2 protein-coding genes and 2 pseudogenes are annotated in these 3,070 nt (G+C 62.5%); 1 reads left to right on the top strand and 3 read right to left on the bottom strand.

Features of this window, described 5'->3' with window-relative positions; translation table 11 throughout:
* Window positions 1-38 precede the first annotated feature (38 nt).
* The 3 genes and pseudogenes from ligD to AC1DOC_RS26420 all read right to left on the bottom strand — a co-directional run bounded on the left by ligD (window position 39) and on the right by AC1DOC_RS26420 (window position 1,395).
* Window positions 39-541 (bottom strand): annotated as a pseudogene (ligD, locus tag AC1DOC_RS26430) (non-homologous end-joining DNA ligase LigD).
* Window positions 542-803: 262 nt separating this feature from the next.
* Window positions 804-995: pseudogene (locus tag AC1DOC_RS26425) on the bottom strand (ATP dependent DNA ligase); the annotation flags it as partial.
* Window positions 931-1,395, bottom strand: a complete 465-nt coding sequence (locus AC1DOC_RS26420; RefSeq protein ID WP_436311656.1) for a hypothetical protein — start codon at window positions 1,393-1,395, stop codon at window positions 931-933. The gene AC1DOC_RS26420 and the pseudogene AC1DOC_RS26425, both read right to left, overlap by 65 nt.
* A gap of 83 nt (window positions 1,396-1,478) precedes the next feature.
* On the opposite strand from AC1DOC_RS26420, the gene AC1DOC_RS26415 reads away from it, so the two are divergent.
* Window positions 1,479-3,047 carry a DEAD/DEAH box helicase gene (locus tag AC1DOC_RS26415; RefSeq protein WP_478130810.1) on the top strand — a complete coding sequence of 523 codons (1,569 nt, stop codon included), beginning with the start codon at window positions 1,479-1,481 and terminating at the stop codon, window positions 3,045-3,047.
* Window positions 3,048-3,070: the final 23 nt, after the last annotated feature.

Here is a 3,070-nt window from a genome sequence, read left to right as displayed (position 1 = left end):
GCGCGTGAGCTCTACCGACCAAAGCGTGAGGCGACAGGTCAGCTCGGGTAGCAATTCCGACGAGTCAATGCGCGTAGGTAGTCGACAAACAGTTTGCCGACCYGGTTGGCCGGACCGCTCTTCGCGACGAACCATGAAGGTATCGTTCGCGCGAGATGCTGGACGACCGCCTGCGCGAACGCCTTGACCGTGTCGTAGTCGAGCTTTGGCGCCAACGGCACGACGACATGGAGTCCTTTGCCACCGCTCGTCTTCAACCAGGACGCCAGGCCCAGCTCCGAGAGCAGCGTGCGCACGAGCATGGCGGCCTCCTGCACATGCGGCCAGGTCGTGCCTTCGCCCGGGTCCAGGTCGAAGATCATCCGGTCCGGCTTGTCGATGTTCTTCGCGAGCGAGTTCCACGTGTGGAACTCGATGACGTTCATCTGCGCCGCATTTGCCAGCGCCGCTTGTCGTCGTGCTTCTGGAAAAACAACTCGCCTTGGACGCCGGTTGGCCCTCGGACCAGCGAGCAGGGGCGGCCTTGGAGATGCGGCAGCATCCATTCGGCCACCGACTCGTAGTGGCGCATCAGGTCGAGCTTCGTGAGGCCCGTGCTCGGGTCGATGACACGCTCGGCGTTGCTGACCTTGACGCTCCCCGCCGCCCCCTTGCCGGCCGGTTTCGACGGCCCGGGGCCCATCTGCTTCGCCGTCTCGCGCACGATGGCGCTGGCGGACTTGTCGGTGCGCAAGGAGACGTACGACGCATGCCGGATCTGTCCCTCGGGGGGGCCATTCGGCGAATTCGACCTCGGCGACCGCGACCGACCTCACCCARCGTTCGCTGCCCGCCACCCGCTTCGACCACCGCCCGGGCTTGCTGGCGCCGGCGGCGAACGGCGGCTTGGGGACTTCGAGCTTGGCGAGCTTGCGCTTGATGTCCTGCGCTTCAGCCGAAGCCCAGCCCGTGCCCACGCTGCCGACCGAAACCAGGTCGCCGTTCGGCGCGTGCACGCCGAGCAGCAGGCTGCCGATCTGCGGCGAACCGCACCGCCGCGTGCAGGCTGAATCCGTCGATGTCGGCGCACAGCGGCTGGCGCGTCCAGCCCTCGCGCGGTATCGCTCCTCGCAGCGTCAGCACCTTCTGCCCGGCGCGGGGCCCGAAGGCGATGCGGTAGGTGATGGCAGCCGCCTGCAGCGGCCGCACCGTGCGCGCCTCCTCGCCGTCGGTATCCGGCTCGGCCAGCCAGGTCTGCCCCATCTCCTCGACCAGCACGCCCCGGCGCGTGAGCATCTTCATGAATCGGGCGATGACGGTCTGCAGCAGCGCGTGCAACTCTTGGTCGGTAGACGCAGCCGCCTCGATGAAGGTGGGTGCGCCATCGGCGCCGCACCGGTTCACCCCGTCCAGCACCAGGCAGTGCAGGGCCTTGCGTAAGATTGATGAGGTTTGCTCGCTATGTGTACGATGCGCGAAAACAGAACGGAGGCAGGGGAATGGTCACAGAAGCGGATTTCGCTGCGGCAACGCGCCTGCGCCTGCCGACAAGATATGCCTTCCAGAACCGGGACGGCGTATTCGACGCCTCATGCATCGGGCGTGCGAGCGCGGTTTATCCGGCCACCGTCGTTGCCCATCGATCCCGAGGCCCGAATTTCAAACGCCTCAAGGCGACCACTGAAGACGGCGCTGTCTACGCCATCGATTTGATGGTCAATGGATTTGACTTCACCGATCTCGATCCCGCCGGGGTGCTACGCGGGACTGATGGCGAGGTTATAGACGGAATACTTGAAGTTTCGGATGCGCGCTTCCGGGAAGTCGAAGACAGCTTGGCTGAAGGCAACCGGCTGAGGGCTGAGGCGCATGCCTCATGGCGAGGCGGGATCAACTACGTCTCCGAGCTTGTTGCAGTTGAGGGGCACGCCGCCAGACCTGGCTTGCGCGCACCTCAAATCGGCGCGCTCCACGCAATAGCGGCGCACTGGAGTTTGAGCAAAGACCCGGCCATCATTGTGATGCCCACAGGGACGGGGAAAACGGAGGTCATGCTGGCCATCACCGTCGAATCGCGCGGTGATCGCATCTTGGTCATAGTGCCCACAGACGCGCTGCGGCAGCAGACGGCAGATAAGTTCAGGGAGTACGGGCTCCTGAGGAAATTGGGCATTGTCACAGACGTGCTCAATCCGGTCGTGGGCGTGCTGACAGGAAAGCCCACTGCGGCCCAGTTCGACGCGCTCCGAAGCTGCAACATTGTGGTGACCACGATGGCCTCCATCAGCCGAGGCGATGAGAATGAGCAAAAAGCGTTTGCGGCACTCTTCAGCGAAGTCTTCTTCGATGAGGCGCACCATGCGCAAGCGACAACCTGGAACAGGTTCTCAAGTTATTGCGCTCATGCTCGAATGCTGTTGTTCACCGCGACGCCATTCCGAGAAGACGGCAAGGCGTTGAACGGGAAGATCATCTACAACTACCCACTTCAGCTTGCCCAGGAGAACGAGTTCTTCAAGCCGATCCAGTTCCTTCAAGTCTTTGAGCCGGACAGCTCTGTGGCCGATCTGCGGATCGCCGAGAAAGCCGTAGAGAGACTGAGGGCCGATCTGGCAAGCGGCTTAGACCACATGCTGCTGGCGAGAGCCAACACGATTGGTCAAGCTAAGGACCTGTTTGACAACATCTACAGCGCAGAGTTTCCGGACCTGAACCCGGTCCTCGTCCACAGCTACACGAAGGGTCGCGAACAGGTTCTTCGGAATATCCGAAGCGGTGAGCACAGGATCGTGATCTGCGTGGACATGTTCGGCGAAGGATTTGACTTGCCGCAACTCAAAGTGGCCGCGCTGCACTCCGTCCACAAGAGCCTGGGCATCACGCTGCAGTTTATTGGTCGCTTCGCTCGTGCGGCCGACAATGTCGGGGACGCAAGTTTCGTGGCAAATACTGCTGAAGACGGCGTGCCTGAAGCCCTTGAAAGCCTCTATCAAGAAGATGCTGATTGGAACAACCTGCTGTCGGACTTGAGTTATGACGCAATCGACCCGCAGGCGAGGCAGTTATGACGCAATCGACCCGCAGGCGAGGC

This window comes from Variovorax sp. 01T439_2, from assembly GCF_056398445.1.
Note: the sequence above shows the minus strand (reverse complement) of the source record. Positions and strands in the feature narration are given on the sequence as shown.